The organism is Burkholderia sp. Ac-20379 (genome assembly GCF_017104645.1).
Taxonomy (GTDB): Bacteria; Pseudomonadota; Gammaproteobacteria; order Burkholderiales; family Burkholderiaceae; genus Burkholderia.
Window position 1 is genome coordinate 1 of sequence record NZ_JAAGPF010000175.1, and the last position, 15,392, is coordinate 15,392.

At 67.3% G+C, this 15,392-nt stretch carries 12 protein-coding genes, 1 tRNA gene and 1 pseudogene; 5 read left to right on the forward strand and 9 right to left on the reverse strand.

The annotated features are described in order from the left end of the window. From G3N92_RS20930 to G3N92_RS20940, 3 genes and pseudogenes are all read left to right on the forward strand, one after another. Positions 1-456, forward strand: a pseudogene (locus G3N92_RS20930) (DNA-3-methyladenine glycosylase 2 family protein); the annotation flags it as partial. Between the two features lie 150 nt (positions 457-606). Next, positions 607-2,220 carry a glutamate--cysteine ligase gene (gene gshA, locus G3N92_RS20935; RefSeq protein WP_206129493.1) on the forward strand — a complete coding sequence of 538 codons (1,614 nt, stop codon included), beginning with the start codon at positions 607-609 and terminating at the stop codon, positions 2,218-2,220. Between the two features lie 217 nt (positions 2,221-2,437). Then, positions 2,438-2,701 carry a DUF3761 domain-containing protein gene (locus tag G3N92_RS20940; protein ID WP_206129494.1) on the forward strand — a complete coding sequence of 88 codons (264 nt, stop codon included), beginning with the start codon at positions 2,438-2,440 and terminating at the stop codon, positions 2,699-2,701. A gap of 15 nt (positions 2,702-2,716) precedes the next feature. On the opposite strand, the gene G3N92_RS20945 is transcribed toward G3N92_RS20940, so the two are convergent. The 5 genes from G3N92_RS20945 to G3N92_RS20965 all read right to left on the reverse strand — a co-directional run bounded on the left by G3N92_RS20945 (position 2,717) and on the right by G3N92_RS20965 (position 8,087). Continuing rightward, positions 2,717-3,457 carry an SDR family oxidoreductase gene (locus G3N92_RS20945; protein ID WP_206129495.1) on the reverse strand — a complete coding sequence of 247 codons (741 nt, stop codon included), beginning with the start codon at positions 3,455-3,457 and terminating at the stop codon, positions 2,717-2,719. After that, positions 3,454-4,770, reverse strand: a complete 1,317-nt coding sequence (locus G3N92_RS20950) for an FAD-binding oxidoreductase (RefSeq protein ID WP_206129496.1) — start codon at positions 4,768-4,770, stop codon at positions 3,454-3,456. The genes G3N92_RS20945 and G3N92_RS20950 overlap by 4 nt, the downstream gene beginning before the upstream one ends. Positions 4,771-4,773: 3 nt before the next feature. Beyond that, positions 4,774-6,288: a UbiA family prenyltransferase gene (locus G3N92_RS20955; RefSeq protein ID WP_206129497.1), complete on the reverse strand. Its 1,515-nt coding sequence runs from the start codon at positions 6,286-6,288 to the stop codon at positions 4,774-4,776. Between the two features lie 18 nt (positions 6,289-6,306). Beyond that, positions 6,307-7,536 carry a glycosyltransferase family 87 protein gene (locus G3N92_RS20960; protein WP_206129498.1) on the reverse strand — a complete coding sequence of 410 codons (1,230 nt, stop codon included), beginning with the start codon at positions 7,534-7,536 and terminating at the stop codon, positions 6,307-6,309. Positions 7,537-8,011: 475 nt separating this feature from the next. Then, positions 8,012-8,087 (reverse strand) — tRNA-Lys (locus G3N92_RS20965). Between the two features lie 229 nt (positions 8,088-8,316). On the opposite strand from G3N92_RS20965, the gene G3N92_RS20970 reads away from it, so the two are divergent. Further along, on the forward strand, positions 8,317-9,198 hold the full coding sequence (locus G3N92_RS20970) for a patatin-like phospholipase family protein (RefSeq protein WP_206129499.1): 882 nt from the start codon (positions 8,317-8,319) through the stop codon (positions 9,196-9,198). Positions 9,199-9,292: 94 nt separating this feature from the next. On the opposite strand, the gene G3N92_RS20975 is transcribed toward G3N92_RS20970, so the two are convergent. Then, positions 9,293-10,309, reverse strand: a complete 1,017-nt coding sequence (locus tag G3N92_RS20975) for a D-2-hydroxyacid dehydrogenase family protein (RefSeq protein WP_206129500.1) — start codon at positions 10,307-10,309, stop codon at positions 9,293-9,295. Between the two features lie 401 nt (positions 10,310-10,710). Here G3N92_RS20975 and G3N92_RS20980 point away from each other — a divergent pair, with 401 nt between their 5' ends. Beyond that, entirely contained in the window at positions 10,711-11,763 is a 1,053-nt protein-coding gene (locus tag G3N92_RS20980) for a LysR family transcriptional regulator (RefSeq protein WP_206129501.1), read from the forward strand. 126 nt (positions 11,764-11,889) lie between these two features. Here G3N92_RS20980 and G3N92_RS20985 read toward each other — a convergent pair whose 3' ends face one another. The 3 genes from G3N92_RS20985 to G3N92_RS20995 form a co-directional block, all read right to left on the reverse strand. Continuing rightward, positions 11,890-14,544, reverse strand: coding sequence for a DNA topoisomerase III (locus tag G3N92_RS20985; RefSeq protein WP_206129502.1), 2,655 nt, complete (start codon positions 14,542-14,544; stop codon positions 11,890-11,892). Between the two features lie 204 nt (positions 14,545-14,748). After that, on the reverse strand, positions 14,749-15,129 hold the full coding sequence (locus tag G3N92_RS20990; RefSeq protein ID WP_206129503.1) for a thioredoxin family protein: 381 nt from the start codon (positions 15,127-15,129) through the stop codon (positions 14,749-14,751). After that, on the reverse strand, positions 15,117-15,353 hold the full coding sequence (locus G3N92_RS20995; RefSeq protein ID WP_346778328.1) for a hypothetical protein: 237 nt from the start codon (positions 15,351-15,353) through the stop codon (positions 15,117-15,119). Before G3N92_RS20995 ends, G3N92_RS20990 begins: the two co-directional genes overlap by 13 nt. Between the last annotated feature and the right edge of the window lie 39 nt (positions 15,354-15,392).

The following is a 15,392-nucleotide window of genomic DNA, read 5'->3' on the forward strand; positions in this document are numbered from 1 at the left end:
GGCGAACCGCTTGCGGCGGCGCCGCATCCGGCCGTGGGCTGGCGGTTCCCGGAGCCGGCCGCGCTGGCTGCCTGCGATCTCGGCCGGATCGGCATGCCCGGCAAGCGGATCGCCGCGCTGCAGGGCACGGCGCGCGCGGTGGCGGCCGGCGAGGCGCCCATCGACATCGCTGCCGGCGGCGCCGATTTGACGCAGCGCCGTGCGGCGCTGCTCGCGTTGCCCGGCATCGGCCCGTGGACGGTCGAATACATCGCGATGCGTGCCTGGCGCGATCCGGACGCCTGGCCGGCTACCGATCTGGTGCTGATGCAGTCGATCGTCGCGCGCGATCCGGCGCTCGGCCGGCCGTCGAGCCAGCGGCAGCGCAGCGACGCATGGCGCCCGTGGCGCGCCTATGCGGCCATGCATCTGTGGAATGAAATCGCCGACCGGGCCGGCGGCGCGCGAGGCGGTTGAGAGCGCTGGAAGGCAAGCCAGGCTTGGCTGTGCCGGGAATCGAGGTGGGCTCAAGCGAGCGTTTCGGCGAGATGTTAAAGTGCCCGCTACCGTCAATCCCGGCGGGCGGTGCGCGTGGCAGCAAACCGCCATGCCTGCTTCCTAGCATCCATGTCGAACAAGATGACTTCCAGCCACACCGACTTGCTGCAGCAACGTCTCGCCGTGCTGGCTTCCGGGCCGACGCGCGAACGTCTGGTTGACGGCCTGCGCGGCATCGAAAAGGAAAGCCTGCGCGTCACGCGCGACGGCATGATCGCCATGACGCCGCATCCGCGCGCGCTCGGCTCCGCACTCACGCACCCCGCGCTGACGACCGATTATTCCGAAGCGCTGATCGAGCTGATCACGCCGGCCGAACCCGATGTGGCGATCACGCTCGCGCGTCTCGACACGCTGCACCGCGAAGCGTACGCCGCGCTCGGCGACGAGATGCTCTGGAACGAATCGATGCCCGGCAAGCTGCCGGAAGACGACCAGATTCCGATCGCCGACTACGGCAGCTCGAACATCGGCCGCCTCAAGACCATCTACCGCCGCGGCCTCGCGTATCGCTACGGCCGCACGATGCAGTGCATCGCGGGCATTCACTACAACTATTCGCTGCACGAGGATATTTGGCTGCGTCTGCGCGAGCATGCGCAGTCGGCCGCCGCGCCGGTCGATTACCAGTCGGCGCGCTACCTCGCGCAGATCCGCAATTTCCGCCGCACGAGCTGGCTGCTGATGTATCTGTTCGGCGCGTCGCCGGCGCTCGACAAGGCGTTCCTGCGCGGGCGCGACAGCACGCTCGAGGCGTTCGATGCGACCACGCTGTACCGCCCGTACGCCACCAGCCTGCGGATGAGCGATCTCGGCTATTCGAACACCACCGCGCAATCGGCGCTGGTCGCCGATTACAACTCGCTCGACGGCTATCTCGATGCGCTGTCGAAGGCCGTCAGCGAGCCGTATCCGGCCTACGAGGCGATCGGCACGCACCGCGACGGCGAGTGGATCCAGCTCAACACCAATGTGCTGCAGATCGAGAACGAGTTCTACTCGACGATCCGTCCGAAGCGCGTCACCTATTCGGGCGAGCGGCCGCTGCATGCGCTTGCGTCGCGCGGCGTGCAGTACATCGAGGTGCGCTGTCTCGACATCGATCCGTTCGAGCCGACCGGCATCGCCATCGATACCGCGCGCTTCATGGATGCCTACCTGCTCGTGTGCGCGCTCGACGACAGCGCGCCGCTCGAATGCGATGCGTATCGCGAGGCCAATGCGAATTTCGGCCGCGTGACGATGGAGGGCCGCAAGCCCGGGCTCGAACTGGTGCGCGACGGCGCGGCAGTCTCGATGCGCGACTGGGCCGAGGAAGCCTTCGCGAAGATCGAGATGGCGGCGCGCGTGCTCGACGAGATTCGCGGCGGCGATGCGCACGCGCGCGCCGTGGCCGCGCAGCGCGTGAAGCTCGACGATCCCGAGCAGACGCCGTCCGCACGCGTATTGCGCGAGATGCGCGAGCGCGGCGAATCGTTCCTCGATTTCGCGCGCCGGCAGAGCGCGGCGCATGCCGAGCATTTCCGCGCGCGGCCGCTCGATGGCGAGGCCGCCGCCGAAGCGCGGGCGCTGGCCGACAAGTCGCTGACCGAGCAGGCCGAACTGGAAGGCAAGGACGGCGGATCGTTCGATGCGTTCGTCGCCGCGTATCGCGCTTACACGCTGAACCGCTTCAGCGTGTAAGCCGGATCCCGCCGATCGTTGCGTGCGCAGCGATCGGCGCGCTGCCTCGCCCTTGCGCCGTCCGGCGCGCAGACATCCCCAATCGTAAAAGGCATGTATCGAAGTCGCGGTACAGTGCGAGGGCCGCGCTCGCCCGATTTTTCCCGATTCGCCGGATGAATCGGGCCGACGCCTGGCGCCGACAAGAAAACGGCCGAACCGGCCCCGGGGAACCGCCATGAAACGATGCCTGATTGCCGTCCTGCTCGGCGCGCTCGCTGCGCCATCCTTCGCCTATCAGCCCGATCCCGACGAAGCGCAATTGCGCGAGCATCGCCATTACACGAATCGCGACGGCCAGGACGTGCACGCGCCGGCGCATTCTCGCGACGGGCGCGTGCCGGCCGGCGCCACCGCGCATTGCCGCGACGGCACGTACAGCTTCAGCCGGCACCGGTCGGGCACGTGCTCGCGCCACGGCGGGGTGGCGGAGTGGGAGTGACGCGCGGGCGCCGGCCTACAGCGAAGCGCGCTTGAACAGGACGCGCGGCAGCGAGCGGATCACGAGCATGATGAGCGACCAGAAGCGCGGCGTGTAGCACACGTCCCGGCGCCGCGCGACCGCCGCGACGATATCGGCCGCCACCTTGTCCGGCATCGCGACGAGCGGCCCCGGCAGCGGCAGGCCCGCGGTCATCGGCGTGGCGACGAAGCCCGGCTTGATCGTCACGACATGCGCGCCGGCCTTGAACAGCCGCGCATTGAGCCCTTCGCAGAACGCGGTCAGCGCGGCCTTGGCGCTGCCGTACACGTAGTTCGACGGCCGCCCGCGCTCGCCCGCCACCGACGAAATCACCGCGAGCACGCCGCTGCGCTGCGCTTCGAGCAGGTTGGCGATCGGCGTGAGCAGCGCAATCACCGACACCGCGTTGCTCGTGAACTCCTGTACCGTCAGCGCGGCATCGGCCTGGCACGCGGCCTGATCGGGCAGCGTGCCCGGTGCGACCAGCACGACGTCGGGCGCGCCGAGCGCCTCGGCGCAGCGCGCGAGCATGTCGGCGTGCCGGTCGATGTCGTTGATGTCGAGCACGCACGTCGCGGCGAGCGCCGCGCCGCGCGCGGTCAGATCGTCGGCCACTTGCCGCAGCCGTTCGCCGTTGCGCGCGACCAGAAAGAAGCGCGCGCCGTCCGCGGCCCAGCGGCGTGCACAGGCGTGAGCGATCGCGGACGTCGCGCCGACGATGAGGATGTTCTTCATGTTTGGGTGGTTCGTTGCCAGAAGCGCGACAGGATAGCCGGATCGCGATGCCGTTCGATGTCCTGCCAGTGCGGATAGGCCGCGCGAAAGTCCGCGCCCGGCATCTGCGCGTCCTTCGCCGGATAGAGGCGTCCGCCCGCTTCGCGCACGATCGCGCCGAGCGTGGCGAACAGCCGCGCGTTGACGGCGTCGCGCTGCGGAAAATCGAGCGCCAGCGAGGTGCCTTCAAGCGGAAACGAGAGCCGCCCGGGCGACGCCAGCGCCCCGCAGCGCTTGAGCACCGCGAGGAACGAGCCGGTGCCGCTGCGGGCGATGGCGCCGAGCAGCGCCCGCGTCGCCTCGCGCGCGACGGCGGCCGGCACGACGCATTGAAACTGCTGGAAGCCCGCGCGGCCGTAGAGGCGGTTCCAGTCGAGCAGGCTGTCGAGCGGATAGAAGAACGCGTCGAAGCCGACGCGCGAGCGCACCTCGCCGGCCGCCTGCTTGCGGTAGTAGAACGCGTTGAACGCGCGCAGCGTCAGCCGGTTGATCGGCGACACCGGCGGCGTGAACGGCACGCCGCGCTTCTTGCGCGCGTCGCGGCGCAGCGGGCCGTGCTCCGCATGATCGCCGACCATGTAGATGCCGCGCCCCAACTGCGCGCCGCTCGCCTGGCAGTCGATCCACGCCACGCTGTATTCGTGCATCGGATCGAGCCTGGCCGACAGATCGAAGAACGCGTCGAGGTTGCCGAAGCGGATCGCGTGCGCGTCGATGAGGCTCGAGCGGAGCGGCATCAACTGGATCTCGGCCCAGACCACGACGCCCGTCAGCCCGAGGCCGCCGATGGTCGCCGCGAACCAGTCGGGATTGCGGTCGGGCGCGCACTCGATGAGGCTGCCGTCGCTGCGTGCGAGCAGGAAGCGGCGCACATGACGCCCGAACGTGCCGCGCCGATGATGGTTCTTGCCGTGCACGTCGTTCGCGAGGGCGCCGCCGAGCGTCACGTATTGCGTGCCCGGCGTGACCGGCAGCATCCAGCCGCGCGGCACCGCGCTGTTCAGGATCGCGTCGAACGTCACGCCGGCTTCGGCGCGCAGCACGCCGGTTTCCCAATCGGCCGAGATCAGGCGGTCGAGCGCGATCGTGTGCAGCACATGATCCGAGGCCGCCAGGCAGCTATCGCCGTAGCTGCGGCCGTTGCCGAACGCGAGCGTCGTGCCGTGGGCCTGCGCCAGTTGCGTCCAGGCCGGCTGCACGCTGTCGCGCCAGGCGAGCGCGTGCGGCGTCTGCGGAAAGTGCGGATAGCGGCCCCACGACAGCATGCCCGGCATGCGTCACCAGGCGGCGCAGAAGATCGCGCCGAACAGCACCGCGACCACGAGGCTGACGCGGTCGCGTGCGGCGAACACGATCGGGTCGTGATGCATCTGGCCGCGATGCGACACCATCCACATGCGGCTGATCCAGTACAGCAGCAGCGGGCAGGCCAGCCAGATCGTCTGCGGCGAGCGGTACAGCTCGACGGTGCGCGCGTCCTGGATATACAGCGCGAGCACCAGCACCGCGAGATACCCGGAGGACGTGCCGAGCGACGAGATCAGCGGCAGGTCGCTCGCCAGATAGCCGCGCCCGCGCGTCTTCTCGGCGCCGTGCGCCTGCATCGAATGCAGCTCCGCGTAGCGCTTGGCGAGCGCGAGGCTCAGGAAGATGAACATCGAGAAGCCGAGCAGCCAGAACGTCAGCGGCACGCTGACCGCCGCCGCGCCCGCGACGATCCGCGCCGTGTACAGGCCGGCCAGCACCACCACGTCGACCATCGCCTGCTTCTTCAGGTACAGCGAATAGGCGAGCGTCAGCACGTAGTAGCCGCCGAGCACCCCGGCGAAGCGGGCCGGCAGCGCCAGCCAGGCGATGCCGGCCGCCGCCGCGAGCAGCAGCGGCGCGAGCAGCGCGCCGTGCGCGATCGGCAACGCGCCCGACGCGAACGGCCGCTTGCGTTTCATCGGATGGTGGCGGTCGTCCTGCAGATCGAGCAGATCGTTGAGCAGATACGCGCTCGACGCGCACATGCCGAACGCCAGAAACGCCAGCAGCGCCTGCAGCAGCAGCATCGGATCCGACATCTTGTGCGCCGCGAACACCGGCACGAAGATCAGCAGGTTCTTGAGCCACTGATGGAAGCGCAGCGCGCGGATCCAGGCAGGCAGCAGCGGCGGCCGCGAGCGGATCACCAGCTCGACGTTGCCGTGCCGGTGCGCCTGGCGTTCCAGGCCGCGCGACGGATTGACGAGATGCGCCGCGTACGCGCTGCGCCACACCGCGAGATCGGCGCGGGCGCGGCCGATGTAGTCGAAGCCCCGCTCGCCGAATTCGGTCACGAGCCGGTCGCGTTTGCCGTGCTTGTCGTTCGACGTGCCGCTGGCCATCACGCGATCGAAGATGCCGAGGTGATCGGCGATCCGCTGCGCCTGGCCGGCGTGGCCCGACGTGGTCAGCACCAGCGTGCGGCCTTGCTCGTGCTGGCTGCGGAGCCAGCCGAGCACGGCGTCGTCGTAGGGCAGCACCGTGACGTCGAGGCTTGCCTGCTCGGCCAGCCAGGCCGTCAGCCCCGCCTTGCCGCCGCGCAGCAGTGGCCGTACCGCTTCGGCGGCGCGATGCGGCGTGGCGCGCAGCAGCGCGCAACCCGATTCGACGAGCAGGCCGGAGCGCAGCAGCGCGCCTTCCAGATCGACGACGAGCGTGCGGGCCAGCGCCGGATCGGGGCGCAGCGCGATGACCGTCGACGATGTCGTTGCGCCCGCGTCATGCGCGTCGTTGGCGGCCGGTTCGATCAACGTGGACGGTTGCATGGGCGCTCCCCGCGAGGTTCAGTGCGCGCTGCCGGCGGCGGCAGGCAGCGCGGTGTCGGCGGCCGGCATCATGCGCTCGACGCGCATCGCGAGGCGCGTGCGCCGCACCGCGATGAACAAGAGCGCCCAGAACACCACCGGGCCGAAGCCGATCTCCAGGTGATCCTCGGACATGTTGCCGAGTGCCGGATACGCCCATGCGACGACGAGAATCCACCGTTCCCAGCGCAACCAGCCGCGCCTGACCGACTCGACGGCGAGCAGCGCCACCGGGATGCCCAGCCACACGCCGTCGTAGTTGTACATGTACGGGCTGATCAGGAAGGTGCCGCCGACCAGCGCGGTCGCGCGCACTTCGAGCGCCTTCGAATGACGCCACACCCAGCCCACGGTGAGGAGCGCCAATGCGGCCGAACATGCCTGCGCGACGTAGGCCGGGCCGATCCCGACGTGGAACACGCGCAGCGACGCGAACAGGCTGGCCATCTGTTTCCACGGTAGCTGGCCGCTCGCGACCAAGGCGTTTGCCTCGGACAAGCCCGCCAGGAACGGATGGATGATGCCCACGCCGAATGCGGCGATCGCGACCGCCGTGAAGATCGTGGCGGTCACGCCTGCGGCGATGAACGTCGTCCACATGCCGGCGCACGCGAGCGCAACCGGAAACAGAATCGCGAGATGAGGCTTGATCGACAGCAGGCCGATGAACACGCCGGCGAGGATCGGGCGTTTATTCAGGGAGAGCAGCGCCATCAACGCGAGGCTGGCCGTCAGCGCCGCGTTCTGGCCTTGGGCCACATTGAGCCAGAAGCCCGGAAACGCGAGCACCAGAACCAGCGAATCCGGTATCGACGACACCCTGCGGTAGATCAGCCAGATGAACAGCAGGCCCGTGATCGTCTCGAAGATGATGTAGCCGACCGGGCTCGACAGCAAGGCGAATGGCCAGACGACCAGCAGGAAGTTCGGCGGATAGAACCACGGGCCGGTGAATTGCACGTGCGGCGAGATCAGGCGCATCGCCCCCGCGAAGGCTTTCCAGTCGTAGGCCAGGGTCGGCGTGCCGGCCAGCGCCAGGTGCGAGGCGGCCCAGAACGCCTCGAAATCGTAGCCGATCGGATGCCCGTGCTCCTTCATGGCTTTCAAGGCCGACGAGGTGATCCCGTACACCTGCGTCAAGAGCAGTATCGTGCCCGCGTAGGCGAGGAGGCGGGATGCGTTGAAGAAGCGCTGGGGCGAGCTGGCCACGGTAACAGGCGGAGGATTTTGTCGACCCGTATGATAACGGCTGCCTCTGGCGAATCTTGACGGAGTTGTGTCGTGTTGGATTACGGCGAGTTATCGCTTGGGCGGTCTCGCCGGGCTTCATGTCGGACGAGACATGGCGGGATTATTTTGCAGGATCGGGTGTTTTCGATCCGGGCGATCGGGCCGGCGAGGCGCCGCTGGACGGGCGTTTGCGGGGCGTTGGGCGTGTCGGCTCGGCCGATTCGTTCCGATTGTTCTGATTGCCGCGGGAATGCCGGTTATTCACCGGGTCAGTCTATTTCGAGTCGCGTGGGGCAGTGTGTAGTTAATTGACGAAGCGGAATGCGGGCCGGGCGATTTATTGAAACGATGGTTTCAACGTCGATCGAGATTCGACGGCTTTGCGCGCGTTGCCTGTCCGGGTCGGAAAAGGAAAAAGCCCGGTTAGCTTTCGCTAACCGGGCTTCGGAATTCCTGGTGGGGCGTGAGTGACTCGAACACTCGACCTACGGATTAAGAGTCCGCTGCTCTACCAACTGAGCTAACGCCCCCAACAGAAGAAAGATTATGCCTAAGCTTTTGAGGCCTGTCTACTCCTTTCTCGCTTTTTCTTCAAAAAAGTTGCTCGGCCCGATCGAGGCCTGTCCGACCGGCCCGCGGCGCCTCCGCTATCATGACGCCCGATAAGCCAGTAGGGGCCGAGCCAAGGCCAACCGGCACCTCCATTCCCCCACGGCGCTGCCCGATCCGGGCACGGTTCAACGATCAAGGAGCCCCGCGATGTTCGATCAAGTGGTATTCGCCGGCGGCGGCAACCGTTGCTGGTGGCAGGCGGGCTTCTGGGACGTCGCACAGCCGGCGCTGGCGATCCGCCCGCGCGTGATCACCGGCATTTCGGCCGGCGCGGCCACGGCCTGCATGCTCTACACGCGCGACGCGCAGTGGGTCATGCGCTATTACCGCGACGCGCTGCGCGACAACACGAAGAACGCCTACTGGGGCAACCTGTTGCGCGGCAAGCCGGTGTTCCCGCATTACCGCATCTACCGCCAGGCGCTGGTCGACATCTACGGCGAGCCGTTCGCGCGCCTCGGCGACGCGCCCGAAATCCGCATCGGCGTCTCGCACGTGCCGCGCTGGCTCGGCGCGCGCAGCGCGGTGGCGGCGGGCCTGGTGGCCTACAACATCGAGAAATACGTCCGCAAGACGCTGCATCCCACGCTCGGCCAGTCGCTCGGCTTCCGGCCGGAATTCGTGCGGGCGCAGGCCTGCGCGCATGTCGACGAGCTGGCCGATCTGATCCTGCAGTCGTCGTGCACGCCGCCGTTCACGCCGGTGCTGCGCCGCGCGGGGCGGCCGGTGCTCGATGGCGGGATGGTCGACAACGTGCCGGTGGGCGCGCTCGATCCCACGCCGGGCAAGGTGCTGGTGATGGTGACGCGCCGCTATCCGCGCCCGCAGCAATTCACGGTCGCGCACGGCGAACAGACGCGGCTCTACGTGCAGCCGTCGGTCAAGGTGCCGATTTCGAGCTGGGATTACACGAGCCCGGGCCAGATGCAGCACGCCTACGATCTCGGCCGCCGCGACGGCGAGCAGTTCGTCGCCGCGATGGCGCACGAAGCCGGGCAGGCGGCGCAGCCGGTGGCCGTGGCGTCCTGAACGCCGCCCAGGCCGGCTGCCCGCACCTGCGGGCAGCGTTCCGGTAGCGAAGGACGCGCCCGCCCGCGGCGATCAACGCCGCATCAACGCTGGATCAACGCCGATTCCGCCCGCCCACCAGCGCATCGGGATTCGCCACGCTCGACGTGTCGCCGGAATCGAACGCAAGGATATTGCGGAACGCCGCGCCGAAATACAGCTCGTAGCTCTCGCGCTCGACATAGCCGATATGCGGCGTGCAGATCACGTTCTCCATGCGCAGCAGGCTGTAGCCCTGCAGGATCGGCTCGCTCTCGAACACGTCGATGGCCACCATGCCGGGCCGGTTCTGCGCGAGCGCATTGACGAGCGCGCTTTCTTCCAGCAGCTCGGCGCGGCTCGTGTTGACGAGCAGCGAGGTCGGCTTCATGCGCATCAGGTCGTCCTGCTTGACGATGCCGCGCGTCTCGTCGTTCAGGCGCAGGTGCAGCGTCAGGATGTCGGCCTGCTCGAAGAACGCCTCGCGGCTTTCCGCGGCAGTGTGGCCGTCGGCGCGCGCGCGCTCGAGCGACGCCTCGCGGCCCCAGATCAGCACGTTCATGCCGAACGCCTTGCCGTAGCCGGCCACCAGCTGGCCGATCTTGCCGTAGCCCCAGATGCCGAGCGTCTGGCCGCGCAGCACCTGGCCGAGGCCGAAGTTGGGCGGCATCGCCGAGGTCTTGAGGCCCGACTGCTGCCAGGCGCCCTGCTTCAGGTTGGCGACGTACTGCGGAATGCGGCGCTGGGCGGCCATGATCAGCGCCCAGGTGAGTTCGGCCGGCGCGACCGGCGAACCGGTGCCTTCGAGCACGGCGATGCCGCGCTCGGTGCAGGCCTCGATGTCGATATGGCTCGACGCCTTGCCCGTCTGGCTGATCATGCGCAGATGCGGGAGCTTCGATAGCAGTTGCGAGGTGATGTGAGTGCGTTCGCGGATGAGGACGAGCGCTTCGACCTCGGTGAGCCGGCTGGCGAGCTGGCCGAGGCCGCGCACCGTGTTGTTGAAGACCTTTACCTCGTGGTCGGCGAGCAACTCGAAACAATTGAGCTTGCGGACGGCGTCCTGATAGTCGTCGAGGATGGCTATTTTCATGAAGTAGTCGAGAACGGCACGGAAAGCGGGATGCGCCGGACACCGCCATGGCTGTGTGGCAGGCCGGCAGCCCGAACGGGGGCGGGCCGTCATGATCTTATGACGCGCGCCGGCCAGGTGTATCTCTTTTTAACAGCTTGTTACGGGGCAGCAGTGCGGCAGCGTACCGGAACGGGCGCGCTCGACCGTTGACGTGGGCGTGCAAATCGGCTTGTTCGAGGCGGATTGTTTCCTGGATCAGAATAATTAGATGAATCTTGGTGTAAGGTGCCCCTCAATCGAACATTTTTTGTCGAAATCCCGCACTTTGACGGCAACTCTGCACCAAATTCGCTGTCGTAGGAGAATTACGCATTTGCTACACAATTTTGAAGCTGTAAAGCACAGCGGCGGGAGTGGTTATGGATCATCTGCAGTCGATGCGAGTGTTCGTCAAGGTGGCCGATCTGGGCAGCTTCGCGCGAGCGGCCAGCGCGATGGATATCTCGAATGCCGTGGCTACGCGCCACGTTGCCGATCTCGAGGGGCGACTCGGCACCCGTCTGTTGAACCGGACGACGCGCAGCCTTTCCCTGACCGAATCCGGCCAGGTTTATCTCGAACGTGCACGCCAGATTCTCGACGAGCTGGAAGACGTCGAGCAGATGGTCGTGGCGCGCAATCATGAGCCGGTCGGCACGCTGCGCATCGTCGCGCCGGTCGTGTTCGGGCTGCACAACCTCGCGCCGGTGCTGCAAAGCTACACCCAGCGCTATCCCAAGGTGATACCGGATCTCACGCTGGTCGACCGGCAGGTCGATCTGGTCGAGGAAGGCTTCGATGTCGGGGTGGTGATCGCGCGGCAGATGCGCAGCGCCAGCATCGTCACGCGGCGGCTTACCACGGGCTGCATGACCGTCTGCGCGACGCCGGCCTATCTTGAAAAGCACGGCGTGCCGACGCATCCCGAGCACCTGATGGAGCACCCGTCGCTGAGCCTGCCCGCCGAATACTGGGGCGACGAGCGCGTATTCACGGGGCCGGACGGCGAAGTGCGGGTGCGGCCGACCAACGTGATCGTCGCGAACAACACCGAGATGCTGCGCCAGTTCGCGCTGCTGGGCATGGGCGTGGCGATGCTGCCGAGCTACCTGATCGGCGGCGACACGGCGCGCGGCAAGCTGGTGCGCCTGCTGCCCGACTACCGCCTGCCGCAGATCGAGATCAACGTCGCGTATCCGAGCCGCCGCCACCTGCCGGCCAAGGTTCGCACGTTCATCGATCACCTCGTCGAGCACTTCAGCCAGATGCCGGATACCGCGCTGGGGGAGCATTGGGGCGTCAATAGCGGCTTGCAGCCGCCGTCGGAAGGCGCCGCCGTGTCGCAAGGCCTGCAACGGCCGGCGGCTGGCCCGTCGATGCCGGCGCCGCTGCCGAAGAGCCGCCCGCGCGTCACCGCGCCTTCGCCGCTCTGATGAGATTGCGCCGGCCCCGGTCGGGGCTCGGCCAATAAAAAAGCGCGCTGTCCTTCAGGACAGCGCGCTTTTTTCATTCCGGCGCCGCCATCCGCCCAAGCGGGCGGGACGGCGGCGCAAGCCGCATCACGACGACACGGTCTTGCGAGCCGGCGCCTTCTTCGCGGCAACCTTCTTGGCCGCGGGGGCCTTCTTCGCAGCCGGCGCCTTCTTGGCGGCGACCTTCTTGGCCGGTGCGGCTGCCGTATCGTCGCCATCCTCGTTCGCGGCGGCGGCCGTGGCCGTCTTGGCCGCCGCTTTCTTCGCGGCCGCGCCCGGCTTCGGCTCCTTCTTCTCGAACTCGAAGCCGATCTTGCCGTCCGGCTGCTTGACGAGGAACGCCTTGAAGTTGCGGCCCGTGCGCGACGACTTGAAGTTCGGCAGCAGATCGGTGCGGCCGTCGGTCAGCAGCTTGGCCATCTGCTCGCGCGCGATTTCCTGCTGCAGGATCACCTTGCCGGAACGGAAGTCGCAGGTTTTCGGGTTGGCGACCGAGTTCTCGCAGACGAAGCTCATGCCGTGCTCGAACACGCGGCCGCCGCACTTCGGGCAGGCGCCCACCGGCTCTTGCGCCGAGAAGTCGGGCGCTTCGCCGTCTTCGCCGCCCTGATCCTGGCCGAAATCGAACTCGAGCTTGTAGTTCTTCGTGTCTTCGTCGAACGACAGCTTGAGAATGGCCGAGAACGGCCGGCCCATCTTGCTGCGGAAGCCCGACAGCGGCCCGATCGTCTTCTTCTGCAGCAGTTCCTCGACTTCGGGGATTTCGAACTGACGGCTGCCCGGAATCTTCGAGATCGAGAATTCGCACTGCGTGCAGGCGAAGCGGCGATAGTTTTCCTTCACCTGGCCGCCGCAATTCGGGCACGGCGTTTCCAGCGTCGCGTAGTCGCCGGGGATCGTGTCCGAATCGTATTCCTTGGCGCGCTTGACGATGGTTTGCGTCATGCGGGCGATTTCCTGCATGAACGCATCGCGCGGCAGGTTGCCGCGTTCCATCTGCGACAGCTTGTATTCCCACTCGCCGGTCAGCTCCGGTGCGGTCAGTTCCTTCACGCCGAGGCCGCGCAGCAGCGTGGTCAGCTGGAACGCCTTGGCGGTGGGGATCAGCTCGCGGCCTTCGCGCACGAGGTACTTCTCGCCGAGCAGGCCTTCGATGATCGCCGCGCGCGTGGCCGGCGTGCCGAGGCCCTTGTTGGCCATCGCCTCGCGCAGCTCGTCGTCGCCGACCAGCTTGCCCGCGCCTTCCATCGCCGACAGCAGCGTGGCTTCCGAATAGCGTGCGGGCGGCTTGGTCACGAGCGCGTGCGGCGCGACCTTGTCGGTCTTGACCTTCTCGTCCTTCTGCACCGGCACGAGGTTGGCGTCGGCGCCTTCGGCGTCGCGGCCGTACACCTGCAGCCAACCCGGCTCGACCAGCACCTTGCCTTCGGTCTTGAACTGATGGCCGGCCACTTCGGTGATACGCGTGGTGACGCGGTATTCGGCCGCCGGGAAGAACACGGCGAGGAAGCGCTTGACCACCAGGTCGTAGAGCTTCTGCTCCGGCTCGGACAGCGCCTTCGGCGCCTGCAGCGTGGGGATGATGGCGAAGTGATCGCTGATCTTCGAGTTGTCGAAGATGCGCTTGTTAGGCTTCACCCAGCCCTTGTCGAGCACCTGCTTGGCGTGTGGCAGGTAGTTGTTGCTTTCCTTCAGCATCTCGAGCGTCTGGCTCACGGTGCCGAGGTAATCCTCCGGCAGCGCGCGCGCGTCGGTACGCGGGTAGGTCAGCACTTTGTGCTTTTCATACAGCGCCTGCGCCAGGCCGAGCGTGTTCTTGGCCGAGAAGCCGAAGCGGCTGTTGGCCTCGCGCTGCAGGCTGGTCAGGTCGTACAGCAGCGGCGAGAGCTGCGTGGACGGCTTCGATTCCTCGCTGACCGAGCCGGTCTGCCCGCGGCAGGCGGCCACGATGGTTTCGGCGGCCGGCAGGCTCCAGAGCCGCGAATCGCGCTTTTCCGGATCGTGCTCGTCGCGCTTGAACTTCGGGTCGTACCAGCGGCCTTCGTAGAAGCCGCCGGCGCAGACGAATTCGGCGCGCACTTCCCAGTAATCGCGCGGCACGAATTGGCGGATCTTCTCTTCGCGCTCGACGACGATCGACAGCGTGGGCGTCTGCACCCGGCCGACGGTGGTCAGGAAGAAGCCGCCGCCCTTGCTGTTGAACGCGGTCATGGCCCGCGTGCCGTTGATGCCGACCAGCCAATCCGCTTCGGAGCGGCAGCGCGCCGCATCGGCGAGCGGCTGCATGTCTTCGTCGGAGCGCAGCTTGGCGAAGCCGTCGCGGATCGCGGCCGGCGTCATCGATTGGAGCCAGAGGCGCTGGACCGGCTGCTTGGCCTTCGCGTGCTGCGCGATCAGGCGGAAAATCAGCTCGCCCTCGCGCCCCGCGTCGCATGCGTTGATGAGACGGTCGATGTCCTTGCGCTTGATCAGCTTGGTCAGCACCTTCAGCCGCGATTCGCTCTTGGCGATCGGATTCAGGTCGAAATGCGGCGGAATGACGGGCAGATGCGCGAAGCTCCACTTGCCTCGCTTGACCTCGTATTCCTCGGGCGCGGCGATTTCGAGCAGGTGGCCGACCGCGGACGACAGGACGAAGTCGTCGCTTTCGAAATATTCGTCATGCTTGGTAAAGCCGCCCAGGGCGCGCGCGATGTCGTTCGCGACAGAGGGCTTTTCCGCAATGATCAGTGCTTTGGACATGACTCGAGTGGGTTGGAGAGACCGGATGGGCCGACTGACGGCCCTTTTACGTCGGCTTTATAGCACACGGTGCAGGGTCGACACCCGGCTCGTGTAAAAAGCGGGTCATCATAAGTGGGGGCCGATACGCCGGCAAGCCCGCCGAAATCCCAGGCGGGGCGGGCGTGGACGGCCGATGCCACCCGCGATGCGAAAAATACGGGGTCAGACGGCAACGTCGAGCAGATTGCGCAATTTCGGCGCGTGGGTCACGCCGGGGATCGCCGTCAGGTCGGTCAGCATCCGCTCGACGATGCCGCCGTGCGGCAACACCGTGCCGAAAAAGCGCACCGCGTTCGCATCCTCGATCAGCAAGGTCGGGAAGTTCTCGACGTCGAAATCGTCGAGGCGGTCGGCGTGCGTTTCGATGTCGATCCAGACGAAGCAGGCTTCGGGGTGGGCGGCGGCGAGCCGCTCGAACACGGCGTCGTAATCGCGGCAGGTGCCGCACCACTCGGCGCACAGGCAGGCGACGAGCAGCGCGTCGGGGTCGCGGAGGCGCTCGGCGATCCGATCGGCGTCGGTATCGAGATTCAGCGCGGGCATTGCGGTTCCTTGCTCGGTGACGATGGCGCGGACTGCGCCCTGTCGCCGGAATGTAGCACGGGGCGCGCAACCGGCGCGGCGGCCGCTTCGGCGGCGGGCGGCGCGTCGAGCCGCTGGAACCGGTCGCCGGGCAGGCTGGCCACGCGTCCGGCCAGTTCGAGCTGCAGCAGCAGATGCGGCACGAGGCCTGCGCTCACGCCCGAGCGCGCGGATCGGAAGAGCACACGGCGGAACTCCAGGCACCATAGAGTATCTCGTATGCC

Excerpts from the sequence above, each read along its gene's own strand:
- G3N92_RS20975 (WP_206129500.1), bottom strand. The coding sequence starts at position 10,309 with ATGAAAATAGCCATCCTCGACGACTATCAGGACGCCGTCCGCAAGCTC.
- G3N92_RS20945 (WP_206129495.1), bottom strand. The coding sequence starts at position 3,457 with ATGAAGAACATCCTCATCGTCGGCGCGACGTCCGCGATCGCTCACGCC.
- G3N92_RS20990 (WP_206129503.1), bottom strand. The coding sequence starts at position 15,129 with ATGCCCGCGCTGAATCTCGATACCGACGCCGATCGGATCGCCGAGCGC.
- G3N92_RS20940 (WP_206129494.1), top strand. The coding sequence starts at position 2,438 with ATGAAACGATGCCTGATTGCCGTCCTGCTCGGCGCGCTCGCTGCGCCA.
- G3N92_RS20980 (WP_206129501.1), top strand. The coding sequence starts at position 10,711 with ATGGATCATCTGCAGTCGATGCGAGTGTTCGTCAAGGTGGCCGATCTG.
- G3N92_RS20950 (WP_206129496.1), bottom strand. The coding sequence starts at position 4,770 with ATGCCGGGCATGCTGTCGTGGGGCCGCTATCCGCACTTTCCGCAGACG.
- G3N92_RS20970 (WP_206129499.1), top strand. The coding sequence starts at position 8,317 with ATGTTCGATCAAGTGGTATTCGCCGGCGGCGGCAACCGTTGCTGGTGG.
- gshA (WP_206129493.1), top strand. The coding sequence starts at position 607 with ATGTCGAACAAGATGACTTCCAGCCACACCGACTTGCTGCAGCAACGT.
- G3N92_RS20955 (WP_206129497.1), bottom strand. The coding sequence starts at position 6,288 with ATGCAACCGTCCACGTTGATCGAACCGGCCGCCAACGACGCGCATGAC.
- G3N92_RS20985 (WP_206129502.1), bottom strand. The coding sequence starts at position 14,544 with ATGTCCAAAGCACTGATCATTGCGGAAAAGCCCTCTGTCGCGAACGAC.